The following is a 23379-nucleotide window of genomic DNA, read 5'->3' on the forward strand; positions in this document are numbered from 1 at the left end:
GGGGCGATCGTGCCGGCATGAATCAGGTCGTCACGCCGGTGACCGCCGACAGTTGATCGATCGGTAGCCGTGTCATACCGGCCGGCGTGCGGCACCCGAGGCTAGGGTGCCGACGTGAGTCCCACGACGTCCCGAGGGCGGGGCAGGCGGATCGTCGCGCTGTGCGCCGCGGTGATACTGGTCATGACGGCGAGCCTGGGCGCGTACGAAGCCAGCCGCCTGCACACCGGGCAACCCTCCGAACCCTTCGGCGTGGACCAGCACGACCCCGACCGCGTCGAGGCCACCGCATGGATCACGAAGGTCGACGTCGCCTCGCAGACCATGACGGTGCTACTCGTCGACGTCATCCCGCACGGATCGCTGGCGCTCAAGGACGACGACTTCGCCGAAGACGTGGTGCTGGAGACGAATTCGGTGATCAACGACCGCAACGCCATGCACCGCGGTGAGGCGTTCTCCAGCGTCGAGTGCCGGTTCTCGCTCGCGGGCACCCCCACCGACTTTCCCTTCGACCGGTACTCCTCGGCGTGGTCGCTGCGCATGACGCGGGCCGACGGCAGCGTCGTTCCCCTCGCGGTGACCGTCGTCAGCACCGACGCCTTCTTCTCGACCACGCCCTACTACGACGCCGATCAGGACGAGTGGCTGAACGTCGACGTCGGGATGCACCGCAGCATCCCGACGATCGTCTTCGGGGTCTTCGTGATGGCGCTGATGCTGGGCCTGGCCGCGGCCGCTGCGCTGGCCGCCTACTTCATCGTCCGCTCTCGCCAAGGTCTGGTGTTCGGGGCCTACTCGGTGATGGCGGCCCTGCTATTCGCCATGATCCCGCTGCGCAACGCGGTACCCGGCAGCCCGCCCATCGGTTCGGTGATCGACTACGCCGCGTTCTTCATCGCCGAGGCCGTCATCGCCATCTCGCTCATCACCAGCGTCATCGTCGGATACCGCCACCAACACGAACTGGACGAGTCCAAGCGCTGAGCCGGTCTGAACCAGGCGGCCCGATGGGCTCGTAGTGTTGAGTCGACATCGACTTCACGACGAGGGACGAGGCACCACTCATGACCACCGATCTGCCCGACACTGCGCTGCAACTTCGTTCACTGGCAACGTCGAAGGGCACGTTGGAGTTGTCCCTTGCGGAGGTACCGGTGCCGTCACCGGGACCCGAGCAGGTACTGATCCGGGTGGAGGCCTCCCCGATCAATCCGTCGGACCTCGGCCTGCTGGTCGCCACGGCCGACATGACCGCAGCCACCTACGCCGGCACGCCGGAGCGCCCCGTCGTGACGGCGCCGTTGCCCGAGGGTGCGCAGGGCGCGCTGGCGGCCCGGCTGGACGAGTCGCTGCCCGTTGGCAACGAGGGAGCGGGCACCGTGGTGGCGGCCGGATCGTCGCCGGCGGCTCAGGCGCTTCTCGGCCGGACCGTTGGCGTGGCTGGCGGAGCGATGTACTCGCAGTACCGGGTGGTCGACGCCGTCTCCTGCCTCGTCCTGCCCGACGGTGCGACGGCGCGCGACGGCGCCTCCTCGTTCGTCAATCCCCTTACCGCGCTGGGCATGGTGGAAACCATGCGCCGCGAAGGACATTCGGCTCTCGTGCACACCGCCGCGGCCTCGAACCTTGGACAGATGCTGGTCAAGCTCTGCCAGCGCGATGACGTCCCACTGGTCAACGTCGTACGCAAGCCCGAGCAGGAGGAGCTGCTGCGCTCGCTCGGCGCGGTGTACGTCTGCAACACCTCGGCACCGTCGTTCACCGATGATCTGCTGGAGGCGCTGACCGCGACGTCGGCCACCCTGGCGTTCGACGCGACCGGCGGCGGCACGCTGGCCAGCGACATCCTCAACGGCATGGAGAAGGCCGCCAACACCACCGCGGCGTCGTACTCCCGCTACGGGTCGACCGTGCACAAGCAGGTCTACGTCTACGGTGCCCTCGACACCGGCCCAACCATCCTGACGCGAAACTTCGGCATGGCGTGGGGGATTGGCGGTTGGCTGCTCACCCCCTTCCTGCAGAGCGCGGGCGCCGACACCATCGCCCGGCTGCGCGCCAGGGTGGCCGACGAACTCACCACGACCTTCGCCAGCGCCTACACCGAGGAGGTGTCGCTGGCGGGCATGCTCGCGCCCGACGCCCTCAACCGGTACGTCAGACGGGCCACGGGGGAGAAGTTCCTGGTGGCCCCGCAGGCCAGCCCCTAGTCAGTCTTCCCCGCCCGCAGAGGACTTCGCATCCGAGGACGTACCGGAGGTCTTGGCCGTCGAGGTCTCGCCTCCGGTCGAGGTCTTCGCCGCGGAGGTGGCGGCACCGGTGGTGGTCGACGTCGTGGTCTGCGACGTCGTGGACTGCGGGGCCGTGCTCGTCTCGTCCTTGGTGACGGTGGGCTTCTTCACCGCGGTCGGTGCCGTCGAGGAACTCGTCGTGCCCGTGCCCGTCGATGCGTCGGAGAGGGTCGGTTCGGCGGTCTTGGTGGCCGGTGCGACGGCATCGGTCGCCGGTGACGAAGTAGACGAAGCAGTGGCCGAAGACGTCGGCGATGCGGATGGGGAGGTCGTCGGAGACGGTGCGGTGCTGGGCTCTACGGTCTGCGCCACCTCGGTGGCGGGCGCCGGGTCGGTGCTCGCGGGCGCCGACGTGGTCTCGGCAGGGGCAGCGGCCGCGGAGGCCAGCTCCGGCGACGCGGTACCGGCCTCCGGGGATGCGACGGTCGAGGTGATGCGCAGCGCCGTCGAGCTGACGCTGGAACCGGCGAGTCCGGCAACACTCGATACGGAGAACGGTGGCTCGGTGGCCAATGCCGTCGCGATCGCCTGCTGCGCGCCCTCGATGCCCGAGACGACCGACCCGGCACCGGCGCCGAGGGCGGCGACGACGTTCTGCGTGCCAACGATGGCGGCATTGACGATGTTGGCAGGGTCGAGGGTCAACACCGCGGCGATGAAGCTCTGGGTGCTCTCGATCAGCGCCGTCGCGATCCCGCCGCCGGCGAGCAGGAAGCCGTTGGCCACCGACACCAGGGCCACGGGGACCGCGGCCTGCATGGCGGCCTGCACCACCAGTGTCTTCTGCGCGCGCCAGATCCACGACTCGAGCAGGGGCTGCCCGACGGCGACGATCGAGTCGCGCGCGGCCTGGGCGAAGGTGTTGAGCGCTCCGACGAAGTCGAGGGCCACGACCTGCTGCACGATCTGCGCGGTGACTCCGGGGACGGCCAGCAGCGACTGGGCGAAGCCCACGCCGGCCTGGGCGAAGCCGCCGAACAGCACCGTCCAGCTCTCGACGACGTTGGAGACGTACTGCCGCACGATCGGCAACGTCAGGAGGTAGGGGATGTCGAGCGCGGCCAGCCGGAAGTCCGATGCCACCGTGACGACGGAGGCCACTGAGGACGTTGCCGCGTGCACCTTCTCGGCCAATGGCGTCGGCGTGGGGGCGATCGGCGTCAGCGCGATGGCGCCGGCTCCAACGAATGCCACTCCCGTGGTGAACCACGGTCTTACGGATGCCTCCATGATGAGCCCCCAGTCTGAAAGATCGATGACGCGTGAACGGCCGCCCATTCCCGTGTGCATTCGCCAGCAATTAATTGACGCACAAGTCAAAGCAGTTGAACGACCGTAGTTCATGTCATGGCCGGCTGTCCATGGATTCGCCATTGCCACGCCCGGCCCGGCAAAAATGGGATGCAGTGCGGCGCTGCCGGTGCGTACCGTCCGCCATGATGACTGCGACGACCTCATGACCATCACGACCACGACACGACTCTGACGACATGACGACGGTGACGACGGATCAGCCCCGCGCGAAGTCGGCGGCCCGCTCGACGCCCCGTGATCCGGAGCGCACGGTCGACTGGCGCCGGTTGCGCAGGCGCGGTGCCGGCCTCGCGCTGATCGCCACGATGGCCGCGGCCATCCTGCAATCGCTGGGGACCGTCGTGATCGGTCGGGTCGCGGCCGATCCGCAGTGGGCAGGCGTCGCGGCACTCGCCGGCTGCCTGCTCGGCTGCGCGCTCCTGGAGGCCCTCGGTTACGTGGTCTGGTCGAGTCTCACCGACCGCGCGGAGGGCACGCTGCGCGCCGACGCCCTGGACGCCGCGCTGAACCAACCGCTCGCCCAGCTGTCGGAGCAGGCCGTCGGCGAGGTGCTCGACCGCGTCGACGACGACACCCACGAGGTGGGAACCCTGGTCCGCCAACAGTTGTGGAACGCCATGCGGACGGCGTTCTCCGTGGTCCCGATGTGGATCGTCGCAGGCCTGGTGTGGTGGCCGGCGTGGTTCGTCTTCCCAGCCGTCGTGCCGCTCACCGGGTTGGCCATCCGCCCGCTGCTGCGCCAACTCAGCGACCGCAAGGTCATCGAGGAGACCGCCTGGACCGACCACGCAGCGGTGCTGGAGGAGGGCATCTCTGCCCGTGACGACCTGCGCACCAGCCGCGGTCAGGCCTACCTACTGCGGCGCGTCGCGGAACTGTCCTGCAAGGTCCAGCGCAGTTTTCGCGCCGTGGTGGTCGTCGAGTCGCGGATCTCCCTGCGAGCCGGTGGGTTGATGCACGCGCTGCTCGGCGGCATGGTAGTCGCGGGTGTCGCGCTGGTGGCTGCCGGCGATCTCGACGTCGCGCAGCTGATCACCCTGTTCCTGGTCAGCGCCACGCTGGTCGGCCAGATCGCTCAACTGGCGCGACAGGCGCCCGAGTTGCAAGCCGGGATGGGCGCCGTGATCCGGTTGCGCGATCTGCTGGCCAGTGAGCCGGAACCCACTGGCGGACGGCCAATTCAGGCCGACGCCACCATCGAGTTCAGAGACCTGCACTTCGCCTACGCCGACGGGCCGTTCGCGTTGCGGGGCGTCGACCTCCGCGTCGCGGACGGCACGACGTGTGCGCTGGTCGGGCGCACCGGGTCGGGAAAGTCGACGCTTGCGTCGCTGGTATCGCGGGCCGTCGACCCAGAACGCGGCTCGCTGTTCCTCGGCGGTTCCGACGTGCTCGAACTCGACCTGCACCAGCTGCGAGCCTCGGTCGGGGTGGTCACCCAGCGCACCGAGATCATCGCGGGCACGCTGGCGGAGAACGTCACGCTGTTCGCCGATCTGCCCCGCGACCGGGTCCGTGCCGCCGTCGCCGAACTCGAGCTGACCGACTGGGTCGCGAGCCTGCCCGACGGGCTGAACACCCGCCTGGGCCCCGGCGGCACCACGCTGTCGGCCGGCGAGGAGCAGCTGGTGGCCTTCGCCCGGCTGCTGGTCCGCGACGTCCGCGTGGTGGTGCTCGACGAGGCGACCGCGCGCATGGACCCGATGACCGAGGCGCGGGTGGTGCGCGCCGCCAATCGGCTGCTGAGTGGGCGCACCGGAATCCTGATCGCGCACCGGCTTTCGACCGTCGCGCGGGCCGACCAGGTCGCCGTGCTCGACGGCGGCCGCGTCGTCGACCGCGGCACGCCCGCCGAGCTGGCCGCCAGGCCGGGACCGTTCGGTCGGCTGCTGGAGGCCGCCGGTACCGACGGCGACGACCATCGCCCGGACCGCGGCCCCGCCGCCGTCGGAGGTGCCCGCCGCCACGGCCCGCCGCCCGAAGCCCCCACCGTCGATGGTGGTCCGAGCCTGGCCCGCGGGATCCTGCGCATGGTGCAGACGAACCCGTCGCGCGGTCTGCTGGGTAGCGCGCTGTTCATGCTCGCCGGGATGGTCGGTGCGACGGGCGCGCTCAGCGGCTTCGTCTGGGGTCGCGTGGTGCAGGACCTGACCGATCACCGGACGCCGGTGCTGCTGACCGTCGCCACCGTGCTCAGCATCGTCGCCGAGCCCCTCGTCCTGACCGCCGCCATCCGCCGGTTCCTGCCCTGGTGGTCGGGCTGCGTGCTGCGCATCCGGATGACCGTGCTCGACGCGCAGACCCGCCAGCACCGGTTGGCCATGACCCCGCCGGGCGAGGTGGTGTCGCGGGTGCTGGACTCCGACCGGTTCCTGCAGTACGCCGACCGGTGGTACGACGTCGTCGGCGGGCTTTGCATCGTCGTGGTCGCCGCGATGCTCGGCGGCACGCCCATGGCCGGTGTCGTCCTGCTGGCGGTGATGGTCGCCGCGGCAGTCGCTTCGGTGGCCGGGCGCCCGATCGCCGGGCGTTCGGCGGCGGCGGCGTCCACCACCCGCGCCGAGTTCGGCCGGGCCCTGGTCTCGGCGCTGGAGTGCGTGCGCACCGTCAAGCTGGCCGCCGCGACCGCAGACGTGCGGGCGCACCTCGACGGGGTGGACGGCGGTCGTGTCGGCGCCGCAGTGCGCGAGCACCGGGTGCAGACGCTGCTGGCGAGCGTGCCCGTCGTGATGGTGCAGCTCGGTGTCGTCGCGGCGTGGATCGTCTACCTGCTCGGCGGGTGGAATCTGGCCGTGGCACTGCTGGTTTCGGGGGCGGTCGGCGGGTTCGGGTACTTCGGCACGGTCGCCGGTGCCGTCGTCACCGAGGCGCCGGGAACCCGCGCCTGGCAGCGGGCGACCACGCGGCTGGCCGGTGGTGCCGACCTGATGGACATCCCGCCTGGGGTCGACATCGAGGCCGGCACCGCGCCCGCGCCCGCGCCCGACCCGCGAACACCGTTGCGGCGCTTGGAGCTCCGCGACGTCACGGCTGTGCACGACGACGGCACTCGCGGTGTCACCGGCGTCGACCTCCACGTCGAGGCGGGTGAGCTGGTGCTGCTGCTGGGCCAGGTCGGCTCGGGCAAGTCCAGTCTGCTGTCCGCGCTGTGCGGACTGGTGGGCCACACCGGTGAGATCCGCTGGAACGGTGAACCCGTCGCCGATGCACAGGCGTTCCTGCGGCCGGGTCGGGTGGGCCACGTCGCGCAGGTGCCCCGGGTGCTGTCGGGAACGTTCGCCGACAACGTGCGGCTCGACCACCGCCGTGACGTCGAACGCGCGGTCACCGACGCCTGTCTCTGGCCGGACGTCGAGGCGGCAGGCGGCCTCGACGCCATCGTCGGGCACCGGGGAGTCCGCCTGTCCGGTGGGCAGATTCAGCGACTGGCCCTGGCTAGGGCGCTGGCGGTGGAGCCGGAACTGCTGCTCGCCGATGACGTGTCCAGCGCGCTGGATGCCGCCACCGAGCTGCAGCTGTGGGCCGGGCTGCGCGCCCGCGGCATCACGGTTCTCGGCGCCTCCTCGAAGCGCGCGGCACTGGCCAGGGCCGACCGGGTGGTCGTGCTCGTCGACGGCGAGGTGGCCGCGGTGGGCCCGTGGGCCGAGCTGGCCCCGGCGTGGAGTCACCTGGCCGCCTGAGGCTGCTACCCGGTGCCGTCCCACGCCGCGGCGGCCAGCAACTCGGGTACCAGCACCTCGGTGAGCAACCGGACGTCGTCGTCGGTGTCGCCCGGGTAGCGCAGCACCTGCCGCGCCCCGGGCACCTCACCGCCGACGCCGACGACGGTGCTGCCCCGCGCGGTGGTCCACTCGGCCAGTTGGTCCTCCCACGCCGAGCCCGCGAAGACCAGCAGCCGGTAGTCGGTGGTCTTGGTCAGGTACACGTCCACGTGGCTCCAGTCGCCGGTCTCACAGCCGACCGCGGGCAGTCGGGGGCCCTCGCGCAACATGAGCGCCCCCTGCTGGGCCGAACAGAACCGGTGCGCCGGAGCGGCCAGATGGGTCCCCGACGGTCCCAGTAGAAGCTCGGAAAGCTCTGGCCGCCAATCACTCTCGGTTGCGATCAGGTAGGCCGACGCGGCCCCCGCGGCGGCGACCGCGTCGGCCAGGGCCGCCGTGCCCCGCCCGGTCAGGTGACATTCCAGCGCCAGCAGCAACGCCAGCGTGTGCTGATAGCTGCGGCAGGCGACGCCGCCGACCTCGGGTTCGGCTGCCAGCTCGACGACAGCCCCGCTGCGCGCGGTGACCGCCGAACCGGGCGTATTGGTCAGTGCGACGACGCGTAGGTCGGCGGGCAACCGGGACAGCGCATCGAGGGTCTCGACCGAACCACCGCTCGCCGAGGTCGCGACCACGACCGTGCCCGCACCCCAGTCGGGCAGCAGGGGCGACGACGCCAGCTCCGAGGTCGCAACCAGACCTCGCGCGCGCATCCTGGCCGCCACGACCCCACCCGCGTAGGCGGAGGAGCCCATGCCCAGCAGCACCACCCGATCGACGTCGGCCGGCAGCACCCCGGCCCACGGGTTGGCCTCGGCGAGGCTCGCGGCGAGCCGGCCGAGAACCTCGGGCTTGCGATGCAGGTCGGCGGCGAAGCCGTCGGGTTTCACGTGGGCACTCCTTCGTCGAGGACGGCGGGCAGCGCCGCGTCGGGCACGTACATCCACCGCGGCAGATGCCGTGCAGCGTAGACGATCTCGCGGAGCACCTGCTGGATGCGGAATGCCTGCACCAGAGCGGGTTCGTAGAGATCGGCGTGACCGAGCGCGGTGAGCCGGTGTGAGTAGGCCTCGAGGAACGCGGCCCGAGCCGCGCCGTCGACGGCGGCCAGTGCGGAGCCGTCGAGCGCGGTGTACTTCGCGGCGACGACCGCGGCGTGGGCGAGCGACTGAGCCATGCCCGCGACGTCCATGGCCGCCGGGATCGGCAGCATCCGCTGGGCCGCCGTCAGCACCGGGTTGCCGTCGAAGTCGGTGACGACGAACCGGTCACCCGAGCGCAGCACCTGCCCGACGTGCAGATCGCCGTGGCCCTCGATGACGGGTGTGCCGGCGTATGCGCCGAGACCGTCCAGCGCGGTGGCGATCTCGGCGCGGCGGGCCGCGGCGACGCGGACGCTCTCGAAGTCGCCAAGGGTGCCGACCACCTCGAGCGAGGCGAGGGCGTCGTCGCGCCAGCGCTTGGCGTCCCCCGACGACGCGGCGGTCCGGGTGCCCGATAGGGCCGCGTGCAGTTCGGCGACGACGGTGCCGACCCGTGTCGTGGCGGCGACCAGCGCGGCGGGGTCGCGATCGCGGGCCGCCCCGGTGATCAGGTCCACCGCCCAGGTCCAGCCGTCGACCGCGGCGGGCAGATAGTCGTCGACGCTGACCACGAGCGTCTCGGCACCGCCCTGCGGCGTCCAGGTGAGCAGCCCCCACGGCATCGGCATGCCCGCGAAACCGGCCTCACGCAGCACGGCGATCCGGCGCGGGGCCGGATGCGGACCCTCCTGCAGATGCGTCGCCCACTTGACGACGGCCGCGTCCCCGACGATGACCGACTCGTTGGTTTGGTCGACGCCAACGGGTCGCTCGCCCTTGGCGATTCGAGACGTCCAGGACCGCACCGTGAAGTCACCGCGGGTCGCCGAGCCCCGGGACAGCACGTCCAGCACGGCCTCGGAGACCCCGTCACCGGAGCTGGCGCGGCGCCAGACTCCCGTGCCGTCGCGGACCTCGGGGATGGCGGCCAGGCCGTCACCCTGGACCACGATCGCCAGGCGCGTGCCGTCGGTCAAGTCGAGGGCGTCGCGCGTTTCAATCAACCGAGCCCCGGTGCTGCTGACCGACGCGCTCGATGACGTCGGCACCGACTCGCAGCCCGTCGCGGTCCCGGATCGCCGCGCCCATCCGGTCCAGCCGGTCCCGTAGTCCGGTGTCGGCGAGCAGCCGGTCCACCGCACCGGTCAGTTCGGCGTCGGCGAAGGAGTAGGTGTCGAGCCGCACGCCGAACCCGAGTTCGTCGATGCGCTGGGCGTTTTCGTACTGGTCCCAGAACAGGGGCAGTACGACGAGCGGTTTGCCGAAGTGCAGTGCCTCGGTGGTGGTGTTGTTGCCGCCATGCGAGATCACCAGGTCGACCTGCGGGATCACCTTGGTCTGCGGCAGCATCTGCGCCCCGACCATGTTGTCCGGCAACGTGATCTGGTCGGCCTGCGGACCCTTGCTGACGATGAAGCGGTGCCGGGTCGCACCGAGCACGTCGACGAGGCGCCGCATCAGCTCCACGTCGGCGCCACCAAGCGAGCCGAGCGAGAGGTAGATCAGCGCGCTGTCCGCGGGACGGTCGGCGACCTCGGCAGGCACCACGTAGTCGTCGTCGGTCTCGCGGACGCTCGAGTCCATCCGGGTCCAGCTCTCGTCGAGCGGTCGGGCCTGCAGGTAGTCGGCTTCTGCGGGGTAGACATACAGGTTGGCCGCGTTCGCCCGCGGCATGAACTCCAGGTCGGGGAGGGGATCGGCACCCTGGGCCCTGACCCACGCATCGAAGTCGGCCCACATGGCTCGGTGGGTGCGGTCGAACTCGGCGCGGTAGGCATCCCACTGCGACGAGTCGGCACTCGGCAGCCCGGAGAACGGCGGCGGCACACCGGGCCCCGGCACCTCGAGCGGACTGCACGACACGATGCGCACGAACGGTGCCCCCGAGGTGACCAGCGCCGGGAACAGTACGACGTTGTCCTCGACGATGACGTCCGGGCGGTGGGTGGCGACGATTTCGCGCAGTCGCGGCTCGCAGTACTTGGCCCCGTCGATGAGCGCCTGATACGTGGGCTGGACGAACGACGCCAGCTGCTGGATCGTCGGTTTGCGAAACTCCGGTGCGGTCTCGGCGATGAAGTCGGTCCAGAACTTGCCGGCGTCCTCCTCGGCCGCGTCGGCCGCCGGCTCGGCCAGGTCCACGAGTTCCTCCACGAAGCCCAGCGGACCGAGCTTGCCCGCCCAGGAACTCTCCGCGGCGAAGACGATCCGGTGCCCGCGGTCGCGCAGGATGGCGGCCAGGCCGATGCACTGGTTCGTCGGACCGTACGCCGATTCCGGCCAGAACATGATCGTCAGTGGTGTCGGAGCGCTTGGCATAGAGGGACGATACTGCCGAGCGTCAGCGCACCGCGGAGTAGGCCGTCTCCTCGGTGCCGAACCGCAGGCCGGTTGCGTCCTTGCCGAACAGGGTCAGAACCGCCACCGCGAGCAGCACCGGGACGATGGTGGCGACCAGTGCGAACGAATAGGAGTGCGTCGCGGCCAGATGCTCCTGGATCGGAAGGTTGAACGCCGCCAACAGGTTTCCGAGCTGATAGGTGACACCGGGGTAGAAGCCGCGGATCGCGTCGGGCGACATCTCGGTCAGGTGGGCCGGGATCACGCCCCACGCGCCCTGCACGGCGACCTGCATCAGGAACGCACCGAGGCAGAGCAGGGCCGCGGTGTGCGACAGGGCGAACAGCGGCACGATCGGCAGGCCGAGTACCGCGCAGAAGACGATCGTGTAGCGGCGGCCGAAGCGACCGGACAAGCCGCCGAACACCAAGCCGCCGATGATGGCGCCCACGTTGTACACCACCGCGATCGCTTTGGCCGTCTCGCTGGACAGTCCGGCGCCGCCGTTCTCGCTTGCGTGCAGGAACGTGGGGTAGACATCCTGGGTGCCGTGGCTCATCCAGTTGAAAGCCGTCATCAGCACCACCAGGTACACGAACCGGCGGATGACGGCACCGTTGGCGACGATGTTGCGAATCCTGGTGCGGGTCACTCGCATTCGGTCCTGAGCGGCCTGCCATACCTCGGATTCCTCGACCCGGGACCGGATGATCAGACTGATCAGGGCCGGCACGATGGACAGCCCGAACAGCCACCGCCAGGACAGGTCGAGCCAGTCGATGACGAGTAATGAGGCCACCGTCGCCAGCAGGTAGCCGAAGGAGTACCCCGCCTGAAGCAGCCCGGAGAAGAACCCGCGCCGCTCGACGGGAATCTTCTCCATGGCCAGCGCCGCGCCGAGGCCCCACTCGCCGCCCATGCCAATGCCGTACAGCAGGCGCAGCACGATGAGCACCGTGAAGTTGGGGGCGAAGGCGCAGAGGAAGCCGACGGTCGAATAGAACAGCACGTCGGCGATCAGCGGGATGCGGCGCCCGACCCGATCGGCCCACAACCCGAACAGCAGCGCGCCCACCGGTCGCATGAACAGGGTGGCCGTGGTGAGGAAGGCGACCTCGGTGGTCGAGACGTGGAACGTCTTGGCGATGTTGGCGTAGACCAACACCACGATGAAGTAGTCGAACGCGTCCATCGTCCAGCCGAGCTGGGCGGCGAGGAACGAGTTCCGTTGGTCGGCCGTCAACCTGGGATGCGCCACGGTGTCGGCTTCCCCGTGGCGCCGCCGGCCTACCTGGCAGTCTCCTGTGGATCTCGGCGGTCAGCCGGCAACGGCCCGGCGTAGGAAGTCACCGGAGACCTTCACCGCGGGGGCCGAGGAGTCCCCACCGACCACCAGCGTCGCGAAGGCGATGTCACCGGTGATGCCGGCGAACCAGCCGTGCGAGTGGGTGTTGTCGCCGAACTCGGCCGTCCCGGTCTTGCCGCCGAGCCCCGGCACGTCGCGCAGCTCGGTGGCGGTTCCGTCGGACACCGTCTGCAGCATCATCGCTCGCAGGTCATCGGTGATCGTGGGCGGAATGGGGCTGGACGGGGTGTCTGCCATCGTGGTCTGACCGACCACCAGGGTCGGGGTGATGGTCGAACCGTGGCCGAGGCTGGCCTCGGCAACGGCCAGGCCGAAGGGGCTGACCGTCACCGTGCCCTGCCCGATCCCGTTCTCGACCTTCTGTGCCGGGGTGTCGGCGTTGGGCACGCGGCCGGTGATGGTGACCAGCCCGGGGATGACGTAGTCCACGCCAATGCCGAAGAGCCGGGCCATGTTCGGCAGGGCATCGGGCGGCAAACGGTCCGACAAGGCGGCCATGGTCGTGTTGCAGGAGTGTGAGAACGCCGTCGAGAGGGGCACGGTGCCCAGGTCGAATTCGTCCTCGTTGGGAATGGTCCGATTCTCGATGGTGACGGTGCCGGGGCAGGGCTCGGGCGTATCGGGGGTAGCCAGGCCGGCCTTCAGCGCTGCGGCGGTGGTGATGGTCTTGAACGTCGATCCCGGCGGGTAGGCACCCGAGAACGCGATGGGGCCCTGGGCATTGGCCGCGGCGTTCTGCGCTGCCGCCAGGATGCCGCCCGTCGCGGGGGAGATGGCGACCAGCACCGCGGGCCTGGCCTCGGCGGCGACGGCCTGCTGGGCCAGAAGCTGCAGCCGGTTGTCGAGTGTCGTGCGGATCGGTGGCGTGTCACCGGGCGGGGTCGAGGCGAGCTGCTCGGTGGGCTGTCCCTGGTCCTTGCCCTCGGTGGCCACCAGCGTGACCGACCACCCGGCGGCATCGTCGATTGCCTTCTGCCACAACGTCTGCAGGCCACCGATGGCGGGCGAGGAGATGTCGCGGTTGGCGGTGAGCAGGGCCCCCTGCTCGACGACCGACACACCGGGCAGCTGAGCAAGCTGGTCACGCACGCCGGCGAGGTCGCCCTCGCGCAGCTTGATCACGGTGACGGTGGCGTCTTGCGTCCCGTTGAACTGGCCGGTGATCGAGTCCGCGGTGATGGAGTCGTCGAAGGGGTGCAGCAGTGCCGCCAGCGGCGCCGCCGACTCCGGGTGGTCCCTGGTCAGGTTGACGACGCCGATGGTCTGCCAGGTCAATAGCGGTTGTCCGTCCCGGTCGGTCACGGGGGTGAGGAAGTTCTTGTCGTCGCTGTACTGGAAGGTCATGCCCGGCTGCAGCTTGGGGTGCAGCACCGTGGAGGCCCAGTGGACGTGCCAATCGTCACCGGTCTGCGTCGCGGTCGCCGTCGCGTCGTAGGTCAGGGTCTTGTTGGGGCCGAAGGTCCACGAATACGTCAGCTTCGCGGTCTTCTCGTCGTCTCCCGGCTGGCTGACGTCGACCTTGACCGTGGCGTCCTTGCCCATTCCAGCGAACATCGACGTGATCGCGGGATTCGCCGCGTTCGGATCGTCGGTGTCCCCGGCGGCCGCGCCACCGTCCTTGCGCGCGATGGCGTCGGCGAACGCATGAAATGCGTCCTGCGCGCTCGGGCCCGCGAACAGCGAACAACCCGTCGGGCCGATCAGCAGTCCGCAGAGCAACATGGGCACGAACAGGATCGACAGCAGGCTACGTCTCGTCATGGCGCCTCGACCATAACCAAGCGGATCGCGCCGGTGGCTCAACCTCGCCGTCGACCAGCGTTGGCCATCAACGAGACTCGCGGCGACGCTAGGCCGGCGGGAGCCCGGTCGACCTGCGGTGGTGGCCGCTGCCCAGGTGCGGAGAAGCGGTTTGCGTCTGCGGGTAGCGGTGGTGCAGGCCGTCGATCAAGCGCCGGGCCTCGTGCAATTCCCGCCGCAAGGTGCCGGCCAGCGGCTCCCGGCGGGAGTTTCCACGGGCGCGAGCGCGCCGATTGCGCTCCTCGGCGGCTTCCAGCTTGCGGGAGAGATCTGCCACGTGTCCATACAGTTCACTCAGCAATGCCTGCGCCTGTGCGCTCCCCGCGTCTTCGACCACGCCCGAATCCTCTCACCGTTCTCTAATGTGCGCATGTCCGGGTGGGCGATCGCGCAGTTCCGATGAGCGTGGTCAGCTGAAGAGCGTCGTGGGGCGCGGCAGCCGGACGCCGTCGACCACGATGTCGAGCTTCTCGCCGTAGAAGGCGATCAAACCTGCGATGGGTGCTACCGCAGGCAGTGGGTAGTCGTAACTCCACGCCAGGTCCGAGTGGATCGTGTCGCCCACCTTCACCGACCAGTAGCCGGTCGTGGTGCCCTTGTAGGGACACAGGGTCTGGGTGTCGGTCGCCAGCAGGTGCTCGAACCGGACGTCGCTGCGATCGAGGTAGTACCTCGTCGGCAAGCCGGTTTCGAACAGCAGTACGGGATCGCGCGAATCGGCGAGCACGACGCCGTCGAGCTCCACGCTGACGTGGCGGTGCGATCGCAGTGCGTCGACGCGGCTGTACGGGTTGCGGGGATGCCCGACGATGCGCTCCTCCTCCTCGAACCAGTCGATGCTGGCGAATTCGAATCGCGCCAGACCCGCGACTGGCCCCCCACCGTCGGCGTCGAACACCCGCACGGGCGGCTTCTCGTCGGAGCGGCCGACGATGGAGTACAGCCTGGACGGTCCGAATTGGACCTTCTGCGAATGGTCTTCGTCGATCAAGAGGTCGGTGTTCACATCGCCCAGCGGTACGTAGTACTGGGGGTAGTACGGCACCTCCCAGACGTAACGGGCTGCGGTGGTGTCGAAGATCTGGCGATCCTTGGTGAAGCCGCGAACACGCCGCGGCGCGGGCTCCACCCGTCCGCGCTGGGCAGCAGGTTGCGGGTAGTCCGGAACGCTTTCCGAGGTCATGTCTCCACCATAGGATCGTCGTGACGATCGCCGTACACCCCAATCCGAACGACAGGTGGACCCCATGGACCTCAGCAACCAAACGGCGTTGATCACCGGGTCCAGCGGTGGGATCGGCGAGGAGTTCGCCATCCAGCTGGCCAGCCGCGGCGTTCATCTGGTGCTGGTCGCGCGCCGGGCCGAGAAGCTCGCCGAGCTGAGAGATACTCTGCTGCAACGACATCCGGATCTCTCGATCGACGTCGTCACCGCTGATCTGGCCGTGCCCGGTTCGGCCGCCAAGCTGGCGTCGGAGGTCACCGAACTCGGGCGTCGGATCGACGTGCTGATCAACAATGCCGGGGTGGGTCTGCACGGTGACTTCGCCGCGCAGGAGGTCGAACGCAACGCCGCGCAGATCCAGCTGAACTGCGTCACGCTGGTCGAATTGACCGGGCTCTACCTGCCGTCGATGTTGAGCGCCCGCCGGGGACTGATCCTCAACGTGGCATCCACCGCGTCGTTTCAGCCCACGCCCGGGATGGCGGTGTACGGCGCGACCAAGGCGTTCGTGCTGTCGTTCACCGAGGCGCTGTGGCAGGAGACCAAGGGCAGCGGCGTGCGCGTGCTCGCGCTGTGCCCCGGTGCCACCGAGACCGAGTTCTTCGCACGCACCGGCGAGGAATTCCTGACCAACGGCAGGCAGACCTCCGAGCAGGTGGTCGATACCGCCATGGCGGCACTCGACAAGTCGACGCCGACCGTGGTCTCGGGACTGAAGAACGCCCTGCTGGCCACCGGTTACCAGTTCACTCCCCGGCGGGTGATGCTCGAAGTGTCGCAGCGACTGATCAAGTAGGCCGTGCCGGCGGACGCGTTGTGCGAGCATCGGCGCATGAGCTCCGATGACGATCCGGAGGCCCGCATCCGCGACCTGGAACGGTCGCTGAGTGAACAGTCCGCCGAGCTGACCCAGAGCACGGCCGAACTGGGGCCTGCCCCATACGGCGGATCCGGCATGCCGCAGTCCTACACCGCCGCGTCGCCCTACACCGCCCCGATCACCAAGCCGCCGTACGCACCGGCCCAAACGCCGTATCCGTCGCCCTACCCGCCGATGGGGATGCCGCCCACCGCTGGGGCGGGGCGCTCCTGGGTCGGCTACGGCCTGCTCGCCGCCGTGCTCGTCGCCATCGTCGCCGGGGTCGTGCTCGTGGTGGCGCACGTGTTCTCCGGCGTCTCGCCGACCGTCGGTGCGTTCCAGGACACCCCGTCCGCATCCGGCGGTGGGGGGCCGTTCGGCGTCCCCACCACTGAGAACGGCCAGAACCACGCCGCGGCGCCGAGCCCCGGACCGTCGCCGCAGACCGAACCGTCCGGCGTCGAGGTCAGCGTCGCCGGAGTGGACGGGAACCGGACGATCGCCTGCGACGACAACGCGGTGAACGTCAGCGGTGTCAGCAACACCGTCGTCCTGACCGGGCAGTGCCACAGCGTCACGGTGTCCGGCGTCCAGAACGTCGTCACCGTCGACGCCACCGCGACCATCGGGGTGTCGGGCTTCGACAATCGCATCACGTACCACACGGGTGATCCCCAGATCCAGAACTCGGGTGGCAACAACGTCGTCGAGCAGGGCTGAGGCCGGTCGGCGCCTCGAATGAGCTCCGGCGCAACGCGTTCGGTGGCGCTGGTGACCGCCGCTGCTCGCCTCAGTGGCCTCGACAGTCACATCCGTCCATCGCGCCGCCGAAGTCACTGAATCGCCGGTCGTGTCGCCTTGTGATCTAGCGCTCACTTTCGCGACCAAGGTTAAGAATTCGTTATCTGAGCTACTGCTCAGGGTCGCCGGTAAGAACCCGGCGCGGCCGCGAAGACGCAGGCAGAGCAGCCGAAATTCGGTGCGGATCAAAGGTAACGATGCGATAACGGAAAGTTTCCTAAGTGTGTACTGAGAGGAACGTGATCACCCGGTCGGTGGCCCGATCACGGCACTCTGGAACGTCCGCCTGCGTCGCTACACTCGATGTCGACCACGCCCCAGCGGGGCGTCGACCAGATGAAATCTATTGCCGGCGCAGCTATGCCGGCGGAGGTGCCAAGAACATGGCTAACGCTCGTGCGCGCACGACAAGCGTCACCGTCGAGAACGAAGACGTCGCGCTGCTGAAGTCGACCATGGTTGGCCGCGGGCCGATCGCCGACATCGCCGTCGACGGCGACACCATCGTGATCGCCAACTTCGGGGACGACTCCATCGCCGTTCTGGACGCCGAGACGCTGGCCGTCCACGGCGGTGTCTTCGCCGGGCAGCCCACCTCGGTCGTCGCCGCGAAGAACCGGGCGATCGTCGCGGTGTCGTCGGCGGGTTACGACGCGATCGCCGTCATCGACACCGTCAACGGTGACGTCGTCAAGGAATACCCGCTGGCGTTCGACGTCACCGCGGTCACCACCAGCCTCGACGGCAAGCGCGTCTACGCCGGCCGGGCCGGCGGGAACGGCGTCGACGTCGCCGTCATCGACGTCACCGAGGAGCGGGTCGGCACCATCTACGTCGCCAAGGGTGAGGACGCCACCATCGACGCCCTGCGTCTGGACGCCACCGGGCGGCGGCTGTACGTCGCCGTGTCCGACGCCCGCAGCAGCCGCCTGCTGACCGTGGACGTGCAGTCGTCGCGCGTCCGCCGGACACTCGAGATCGGTGCTCCGATTCGCGGCCTGGAGCTCGGCATGGACAGCACGGCGTACGTGCTGACCTCCGACCTCGCCGAAGGTGGGGTCCTCTACGTCGTCGACCTGGTCGAGAACCGGATCTCCGGCAGGGTGAACGTCGCCACGTCACCCACCCAGCTGGCCCTCAGCGAGGATGGTGCCCGCGCCTACGTCGTCGACTACGACCACGTGGCCGTCGTCGACACCGAGGCCCGCGCCGTCACCGCCGAGGTGTCGGTCGGTGCGCGTCCGTCCGCGATCGCCCTGCGCGGTGACCGTCTCTACGTGACCGACTACGACGGCGGGGTCACCACCTACGCCGTCGCGTCCAGCACGCCGATGCTCTACTCGCCGTTCGTCGCGGCCCCGGCCCTGGTGGTGCCCGCCCGCCGCGAGCTGGCGCCCGCCGGCGTCTGACGCCCGCCGGCGCCCTCGCGGTCGCCAGGGCTCTCCTCTCACACCGTTTCGCCGTCAGCGTGTGCGTCGTCGCACGCTGACGGCGTCGTGCCTTCTCTAGGTCTGCACGCCTCCCCCGGTGCCTCGCGCCGTAGACGCCATTTCCGCGTCCGAGGTGCCCCGGTGGCCGCGCCCTGCCCGCGTGCGGGCCTCTGAACCCCCCGGGACCGCATGTCGGATGCTCCGTGCCCTCGGTCGGTCGGGCGGGTGATCGGCTCCCTGCGCTCGGCAGGGGCGCTGCTGGCAATGCCCCGATTCGGTCCGGCGAGCTCGCGCCGAGGCGCCCCGCGACGCCGCGCCGGACGAATGGGCACGCTCCGAAGTCGCTCCGAAGACTCCTCCGCCGGCGCGAGATCTAATTAGCTGTATTTGTCAACCGGCAACTCAAGATCAGTAGTCATCGCGGGGTTGGCTGGCGCTAATGGCGGCATTCGGCGCTTAACTGTTAGCAAATGGTTGATGTCGATTCGGCATCATTGCGCCGGGCGAGCGAAGGGCTCGTTGCGACTTCTTGCACTGATCGATCCGAGTCGATGATCGAGCCACGGAGCGGTCATTCGAGGCCGTGCGAAGCATCGTTGCTGATAGCGAACATGGAGATAGTGCCTGTTGATCGGTGAATGCCGAGGTAAGGCGGCCTTTCGAATTCCTCGACCGTTCGAAAGCGCGGTCACGTCCATTTCAAGATCGAATGCTGGATTGACGGAACTGTTAATTGGCAAATAGGCGAACCGTCCGAATCGGCGAAGCAATGCAAAGAAAATCTCATGGTGTGTGTTTGAACACGGCGAGTTCTGGTAACTTCTAGGAGGTCGTCGAAAACGTTGCTGAAAGGGAGCAAGCTCATGAACGTACAACGTAAGGGTGTAGCCAACCGGTTCGCGGGCGCCGTCGCACTGACCGGAGGCGCCGCAGCAATCGCAGCGGGACTGGCTCTGGCCGGCGCGGGTACCGCAGCCGCGGACAACCAGCAGAACGTCGTCAGGAACACCGCCAACAAGGCCACCGTCTCGGCGGCGGCCGCATCGCCGACCTCGACCGTCGGTGACGCAGGCACGAACTTCCTGACCCAGATCGGCACCGCACTGTCCAACGCGCAGACCCAGGTCGGCACGGCGGGCACCAACGCGCTCTCGCAGACGGGCACGGCCGTCTCCAACGGTCAGACCCAGGTCGGCACCGCGGGCACCAACGCGATCTCGCAGACGGGCACGGCCGTCTCCAACGGTCAGACCCAGGTCGGCACCGCCGGCACCAACGCGCTGACCCAGCTCGGTGGCGCAGGCAACGGATTGCTCAACGGCATCGGAAACCTGTTCAACCGGGGCTAATACCCACCACGCAGGACGAAAACGGCGGCTGTGCGACTCGTTCGCTCAGCCGCCGTTTCGTCGTCCAAGCCGTCGTGAGCCGGCTAGGGTCGGCGCCACTGGTAGCGCGTCTTGGGCCGGCCAGCCCCGCCGTAGTCGGTATGCCGGGTCACGGTGCCCTCGTCGGCCAGCCGTTCCAGGTAGCGCCACGCGGTCACCCGGGAAACGCCGACCCGCTTCGCCACCGCATCGGCGGTCACCCCGTCGACGGCGTCGCGAACGGCCCGCGAGATCTCGTCGTTCGTCTGGGGGGCGGCGCCCTTCGGGGTCGCCGATCGATCGGTGGCGACTCGCAATTCGGCAAGGGCTCGGTCGACCTCCTCCTGGCTCGCCGCGTCGACGCCGGCGGGCAGCGCCGAGCGGTAGCGTCGGTAGCGCTCGAGTCGTTCGCGGAAGGCCGCGAACGCGAACGGTTTCAACAAGTACGCCAGTGCGCCGTGGGCCACGGCGGCACGCACCATCTCCAGATCTCGCTCCGAGGTGATCGCGATGATGTCGGGGGCCGGCCGCAGCCCGGCCAAGGCAGACGCCAGGCTGATGCCGCTGGCGTCCGGCAGACCGAGATCGAGCAGGACCAGGTCGATCGGTGACTCCGTGGCAGATGCCTCCGCCGCGGTCTGCATGGCCTCGCGGGCGGTATGCACCACTGCGACCGTCGAGAAGCCGTCGAGCCGATCCAGATAGGTGCGATGCGCCGCAGCGATGAGGGGATCGTCCTCGACGATCAGCACCGAGATCACGAAGCGCGCCCCGGCACCAGCACCGTCACCACCGAACCGTAGGTCACGTCGGTGGTCAGGGTCCCCTCGTGGCGACGGACCACCTGGGCGACGAGCGCCAAACCGAGGCCATGCTGCCCGGGCTCGGTGTTCTTGGTCGAGTAGCCGCGCTGCACGGCCCGCTCGAAGGTTCCGCCGTCCATGCCGGTGCCGCTGTCGGCCACGCGCAGGAGCAACTCGTCGTTCCGGAGTGCCACCGTCACCTCGACCCACGGGTCCGCCCGGTCGCATGCGTCCATTGCGTTGTCGATCAGATTGCCCAGCACCGTGATCATCTCCTGCGCCGACAGGGGCACGTCGTCGGTGTCCGACGGCAGATGGGTGTCCTCGGTGACCGTGAGGGAGATGCCGCGCTCGTCGGCCTGCGCGGTCTTGCCGAGTAGCAGTGCGACCAGGGCGGGCTCGCCGACGTCCGCGGACAGCCGGTCCACCAGCCGCTGCGACAGGGCCAGCTCGTCGGTCGCGAACCTGACGGCCTCCTCCGGCCTGCCCATCTCCACCATCGTGATCACCGTGTGCAGCTTGTTGGCCGCCTCGTGGGCCTGGGCGCGCAACGAGTCTGTCAGTATCTGCAGCGAGCTGAGTTCGCCGAGGGCGCCCTGCAATTCGGTGCGATCACGCACCGTCACCACCTCCGAGTGTGCCGAGTCGGCGACGCGGGAGCGGTTGACCACCAGCACCCGGTCGTCGGTGACGTGCACCTCGTCGCGGGCGCCTGGGGCGTAGGCGCGCAAGAATTCCGGCAGGTCGTCTTGCGACACCCGGCCCGTCGGAAGGCCGAGCAGCCGGCGTGCCTCGTCGTTGACCAGGACCACCCGATCACGATCCAGCACGACCAGCCCCTCCGAGACCGAATGCAGGATCGCGTCGTGATGCTCGTACATCACCCGCAGTTCGTCCGGGCGCAATCCGTGGGTCTGACGCAGTAGCCGCCGGCGGATGGCCCACACTCCGACGAGCGAAAGGGCAAGGGCCCCAAGGCCGACACCCGCGATCATCGGCCACTGGTCACGCCATCGCTGGGCCAGCGTCTGCTGCGTGATGCCCGCCGAGACCAGACCGATCACCCGACCGGAGTCGTCGTGGACCGGAACGACCGCCCGGATCGACGACCCGAGGGTGCCGGTGTAGACCTCGGTGAACGTCTCGCCGCGCAGCGCGGGTGCGATGGTGCCGAGATAGTGTCCGCCGATCTGGCTGGGATCGGTGTGGGTGAACCGGGTTCCGTCCGGCGACATGATCGTGATGAAGGCAATGTTGGTGTTGGTCCGCACGGCCTCGGTCACCGGTTGCAGCACGCTGGTCGCGTCACCCGATTCGATGGCCTGTGCCGTGGACGGCGAATCGGCAAGCGCCGTCGCGATGCTCACCACCTGCTGGCGTGCCGCGGAATCGCCGTCGCGACGGGCATCGAGCAGGGCCAGGGCGCTGCCGACTACGACCACCACCGCGATCACGGCGATCTGTAGCGCGATCGCCTGCCCGGCCAACGAGCGCGGCCACCACCTGCGCATCGCACCTCCGGCCCGATCGTCTGCGTCGTCGCAGGGGATTCTCGAGGGCTCGCAACTGCCCGACCAGGGACTTTACCGCATCCCGCCGTGCAGCTGGCGGGTTTCGACGGGGTGCGGTCACGTAAAGGTCTTGACCGCCAACGAATTTCACGACACGGTCGCGCGCGTCTCGGCGTCGGCACAGGCGTTGCGGTTGATCAGGTACTCACCGAGCAGACCGTGCAACACCACACTGCCCAGCACCACCAGGACGGTGGCCTCCAGCAGGCGTTCGGCCGGATCGTCGGCCAGCACGTCGTAGGCCAGCAGTGCGAGCACGATGTTGGCGGTGCCGCGCGGACCCAGCGCCACGAGCAACATGCGCTCGGATCTACTGAGGCCGCTGCGCACCATCGAGACCGTCACGGAGACACCGCGGACCACGACGAGCACGACGAGGCTGTAGAACACCACGCGCAGCGGGACGCCGTCCTCGAGCACGTACCAGGCCACGGCACCGAAGACGAACCAAACGATCGCGGTGAGAAGGAACGTGAGGTCGTCGATCAGTCCCTGCTCGCGGCTGGCGTCCTGGTAGACGCGCACCGCGTTGTAGGCGATGCCGCAGATGAAGGCCGCGACGAAGCCGTTGCCGTGCACGCCGACGTTGAGGGTGTAGGTCAGCACGGGAGCGGCGATCATCACGATGCGCCGCGCCTGCACGGTCATCAAGCCACGCGCGTCCGCCAGGTTGGCCACCTTCGCCACGCCGGCGCCGATGCCCACCCCCAGCGCGATCGCCACCAGCAGGTGGGGCAGGCCCTCGGCCAGCGCGTGGCCGATGCTGCTGGACGTGGAGTGCCCCTCTACCGCGATCGCCAGCGCGAAGACGAACACGGGGGAGATCACGCCGTCGGCGTATCCCTCCTCGACGTTGAACACCTGGCGCATTCGGAGCGGGATGCGCTCGTCGTGCAGGAACGACACCACCGGCGCGTAGTCGATGGGCACCAGGACGCACGCCATCACCAGCAGCGTCGCCCAGCCGAGATGGGGCAGGAAGACCAGCCCGCTCGCGATCGTCAGTGCCAGGCCGACGGGCACCGCGATCAACAGCAGCCGAAGGGCGAGCCGGGCCTGTCCTCCGAAGACGCCCCGCTTGATGTTGGTGGCGTGCTCGAACAGGACGACGGCGAGGATCATCTCGATGATCGGCGAGATGACGTCGGTGTCCAGCTTGGCCGCGAGCGCGTCGTGAGTCGTGGCCCCGACCAAGGCGCCTGCCACCACCAGCACCATCACCGGGGTGACCCGCCACCGCCGCAGCAGGCTCGACGACAGCGACCACACGACCAGTACCGCGGCTAATCCGACGACCGACCACAGCACCGGGCGATTATCCCCCGGCGCTGGTTGCTGCGGCACGGTGCAGAACTAAATGAACAAA

At 69.2% G+C, this 23379-nt stretch carries 18 protein-coding genes; 7 read left to right on the top strand and 11 right to left on the bottom strand.

Annotation, left to right across the window (positions count from 1 at the left end; translation table 11 throughout):
• The first annotated feature begins 114 nt into the window (after positions 1-114).
• A complete protein-coding gene (locus SBI80_RS12700) occupies positions 115-987 on the top strand; it encodes a DUF8686 domain-containing protein (RefSeq protein ID WP_318975020.1) in 873 nt (290 codons plus the stop codon).
• Between the two features lie 80 nt (positions 988-1067).
• Positions 1068-2213, top strand: coding sequence for a zinc-binding dehydrogenase (locus tag SBI80_RS12705; protein WP_318975021.1), 1146 nt, complete (start codon positions 1068-1070; stop codon positions 2211-2213).
• Here SBI80_RS12705 and SBI80_RS12710 read toward each other — a convergent pair whose 3' ends face one another.
• Complete coding sequence (locus tag SBI80_RS12710) at positions 2214-3488, bottom strand: hypothetical protein (protein ID WP_318975023.1); 1275 nt, start codon at positions 3486-3488, stop codon at positions 2214-2216.
• A 296-nt stretch (positions 3489-3784) separates the two neighbouring features.
• Here SBI80_RS12710 and SBI80_RS12715 point away from each other — a divergent pair, with 296 nt between their 5' ends.
• On the top strand, positions 3785-7288 hold the full coding sequence (locus SBI80_RS12715) for an ATP-binding cassette domain-containing protein (RefSeq protein ID WP_318975025.1): 3504 nt from the start codon (positions 3785-3787) through the stop codon (positions 7286-7288).
• 5 nt (positions 7289-7293) lie between these two features.
• Here the strand turns inward: SBI80_RS12715 and SBI80_RS12720 are convergent, their stop codons facing one another.
• From SBI80_RS12720 to SBI80_RS12750, 7 genes are all read right to left on the bottom strand, one after another.
• On the bottom strand, positions 7294-8259 hold the full coding sequence (locus SBI80_RS12720; protein WP_318975027.1) for an SIS domain-containing protein: 966 nt from the start codon (positions 8257-8259) through the stop codon (positions 7294-7296).
• Positions 8256-9455: a glucosamine kinase gene (locus SBI80_RS12725; protein ID WP_318975029.1), complete on the bottom strand. Its 1200-nt coding sequence runs from the start codon at positions 9453-9455 to the stop codon at positions 8256-8258. The genes SBI80_RS12720 and SBI80_RS12725 overlap by 4 nt, the downstream gene beginning before the upstream one ends.
• Positions 9448-10770, bottom strand: a complete 1323-nt coding sequence (locus tag SBI80_RS12730) for a glycosyltransferase (protein WP_318975031.1) — start codon at positions 10768-10770, stop codon at positions 9448-9450. Before SBI80_RS12730 ends, SBI80_RS12725 begins: the two co-directional genes overlap by 8 nt.
• 22 nt (positions 10771-10792) lie before the next feature.
• Positions 10793-12049: an MFS transporter gene (locus SBI80_RS12735; RefSeq protein WP_318975032.1), complete on the bottom strand. Its 1257-nt coding sequence runs from the start codon at positions 12047-12049 to the stop codon at positions 10793-10795.
• Between the two features lie 60 nt (positions 12050-12109).
• Positions 12110-13918, bottom strand: coding sequence for a penicillin-binding transpeptidase domain-containing protein (locus SBI80_RS12740; protein ID WP_318975034.1), 1809 nt, complete (start codon positions 13916-13918; stop codon positions 12110-12112).
• An 88-nt stretch (positions 13919-14006) separates the two neighbouring features.
• Positions 14007-14234, bottom strand: a complete 228-nt coding sequence (locus SBI80_RS12745) for a hypothetical protein (protein ID WP_318975036.1) — start codon at positions 14232-14234, stop codon at positions 14007-14009.
• A gap of 132 nt (positions 14235-14366) precedes the next feature.
• The gene (locus tag SBI80_RS12750; protein WP_318975038.1) at positions 14367-15140 is read right to left on the bottom strand and encodes a DUF427 domain-containing protein; all 774 of its coding nucleotides are present in this window, start codon (positions 15138-15140) and stop codon (positions 14367-14369) included.
• A gap of 64 nt (positions 15141-15204) precedes the next feature.
• Here SBI80_RS12750 and SBI80_RS12755 point away from each other — a divergent pair, with 64 nt between their 5' ends.
• From SBI80_RS12755 to SBI80_RS12770, 4 genes are all read left to right on the top strand, one after another.
• Positions 15205-15978 carry an SDR family NAD(P)-dependent oxidoreductase gene (locus SBI80_RS12755; protein WP_318975040.1) on the top strand — a complete coding sequence of 258 codons (774 nt, stop codon included), beginning with the start codon at positions 15205-15207 and terminating at the stop codon, positions 15976-15978.
• Between the two features lie 36 nt (positions 15979-16014).
• A complete protein-coding gene (locus tag SBI80_RS12760) occupies positions 16015-16761 on the top strand; it encodes a DUF3060 domain-containing protein (RefSeq protein ID WP_318975041.1) in 747 nt (248 codons plus the stop codon).
• Positions 16762-17225: 464 nt separating this feature from the next.
• On the top strand, positions 17226-18251 hold the full coding sequence (locus SBI80_RS12765) for an MmpL3/TtfA transport complex stabilizer (protein WP_318975043.1): 1026 nt from the start codon (positions 17226-17228) through the stop codon (positions 18249-18251).
• Positions 18252-19135: 884 nt separating this feature from the next.
• Entirely contained in the window at positions 19136-19621 is a 486-nt protein-coding gene (locus SBI80_RS12770; RefSeq protein ID WP_318975045.1) for a hypothetical protein, read from the top strand.
• Positions 19622-19704: 83 nt separating this feature from the next.
• On the opposite strand, the gene SBI80_RS12775 is transcribed toward SBI80_RS12770, so the two are convergent.
• The 3 genes from SBI80_RS12775 to SBI80_RS12785 form a co-directional block, all read right to left on the bottom strand.
• Positions 19705-20400 (bottom strand): response regulator, encoded by a 696-nt coding sequence (locus SBI80_RS12775; RefSeq protein ID WP_318975046.1) that lies wholly within the window; start codon positions 20398-20400, stop codon positions 19705-19707.
• Positions 20397-21953: a sensor histidine kinase gene (locus SBI80_RS12780; protein WP_318975048.1), complete on the bottom strand. Its 1557-nt coding sequence runs from the start codon at positions 21951-21953 to the stop codon at positions 20397-20399. The genes SBI80_RS12775 and SBI80_RS12780 overlap by 4 nt, the downstream gene beginning before the upstream one ends.
• A gap of 147 nt (positions 21954-22100) precedes the next feature.
• Complete coding sequence (locus SBI80_RS12785; RefSeq protein WP_318975050.1) at positions 22101-23321, bottom strand: cation:proton antiporter domain-containing protein; 1221 nt, start codon at positions 23319-23321, stop codon at positions 22101-22103.
• Between the last annotated feature and the right edge of the window lie 58 nt (positions 23322-23379).

Origin of the sequence: Mycolicibacterium sichuanense (genome assembly GCF_033741125.1) — a bacterium.
In the GTDB taxonomy this organism is placed as follows: domain Bacteria; phylum Actinomycetota; class Actinomycetes; order Mycobacteriales; family Mycobacteriaceae; genus Mycobacterium.